Consider the following 1,723-nt stretch of genomic DNA (forward strand, 5'->3'; position numbering starts at 1 on the left):
TTTACCATGAACTACAATCAATTTCAAAACAAGTCATTTCAGGAAGGAGATATGATACTGATTCCGCGTTCTTCATCATTTAAAGGAATTGCCCAAGGAGGGGCAACTCTACTTTCAATGTTTTTCGATGCACTCGAAAACAGCTGTGACAAGCTCGAATTACAATTATTATCAGACGTTTGCAAAAAGATAGAATATAATTTCGAACCAATAGAGATACATTATCCGCTGACTCCCTTTTTAGAAGTACTGACCTACTGTATCAGTAATGGTATGAACTGTTCGCATCTGCATAAACTGATGCATCGGGAATTTCTTTTTCTGCTACGCGGATTTTATGAGAAAGAAGAAATTGCAACATTGTTTTATCCTATTATTGGAAAAAGAGTTGAATTTAAAGATTTTGTCATGAACAACTACACCAAAGTGAATAATATTGAGCAGTTTATCTCTTTGTCCAATCTGGGGAGAAGCTGTTTTTTTGCAAGATTCACAGAAGTCTTCGGAATGACCGCTAAACAATGGATGCTGAAACAAAGAAACCAACTGATTCTGAAAAAACTGACTGAACCGGGAATATGTATAAAAGACGTAATTGATGAACTGGGATTTGAGTCACAAGGTTATTTCGGTCGTTACTGCAAACAGCATTTCGGATGTACTCCCAAACAATTAATTAAGCGCCACCAGGCTAATAATGAAACAAATTAGCCAGTATTTTTTCATGTTCGTACAAAATGAACAAAATTTTTGGACTTTATTGTAATTGATATGAAAGAAAAAGAAACTTACTTTGCAGCGTGAAATTTGATAAATCAACAGAAACTTTCTTATGCTAATCTCTATTACGGAATAGATTACAATACTGCAAATATATATGAATTATTAATACCCGCTATTATTTTCAATGAATTATATTATAAAATTCATTCCGTCAGACCAAATTAGTCACCATACTATTCACTTTATCAAGCTGGGACACATCAAATTCTCCTAAATAAATGCGTGTCATTTCTTCCGAAGTATGTCCTAGACCTGCACTAATTACAGAAACAGGCGCACCACAGCCACAGACAAGGTTAGCCCATGTATGGCGGGGGCTACGATAATTCGAATCAAGTGCTTTGACTTGTGTCGCAAATGAATCAGTGCTCCATTGCAGATATCAGATTTCTTCAAAAGCAGAATATCAACAAAGGTCATTCCCTGCACATAGAAGCTAAACAAATATAGTTCACACGCAAAATAAGTGGTATAGTGAAATGTTTTATCGCTTTAATAATCGTTATATGATAATTATAGTTAAATTACACTCTCATTCATATACTCTGCATTCATTACATACATTTTGATGTACACGCGCAAAATTAAAAGGTGTTATACAAGTTATATATTATTACATATCTACATATATAAGAGAGCTCATAGTTTTGAAATATCAGAATATTAGGCATAGCTTTGCCGAATGGATTTTAAGGAACTACCCGTTCCTTTAAAAGGAACAGGTAGTTCCTCGGTGTGCAACGGGTCGTTCCTTTAAAAGGAACGGCACGTTGGTTTTAAACCAAAAACCAGCATTTGTAACCATTTGAATTTCAACTTCTTACTGAATTAGAATTCCGTCCCCGTAACCCATGGGATTTTCTCCAACACCCACGACGGAATCCGCCACTTCAGGCGGCAATCAGTATACAACAAATTTCAACAATTCAAAATTCAATTC

Annotated in this window: 1 protein-coding gene and 1 pseudogene; one reads left to right on the forward strand and one right to left on the reverse strand. The window is 35.2% G+C overall.

All coding sequences use genetic code 11. From position 1 onward, the window contains the following. Window positions 1-711: helix-turn-helix domain-containing protein (locus HC965_RS26555; RefSeq protein WP_191034213.1), on the forward strand; the 711-nt coding region annotated here is incomplete at its 5' end. Window positions 712-934: 223 nt separating this feature from the next. Here HC965_RS26555 and HC965_RS26750 read toward each other — a convergent pair. Next, window positions 935-1,245, reverse strand: a pseudogene (locus tag HC965_RS26750) (site-specific integrase); the annotation flags it as partial. Window positions 1,246-1,723 lie beyond the last annotated feature (478 nt).

This window comes from Bacteroides sp. GM023 (assembly GCF_014750685.1).
Classification (GTDB): domain Bacteria; phylum Bacteroidota; class Bacteroidia; order Bacteroidales; family Bacteroidaceae; genus Bacteroides.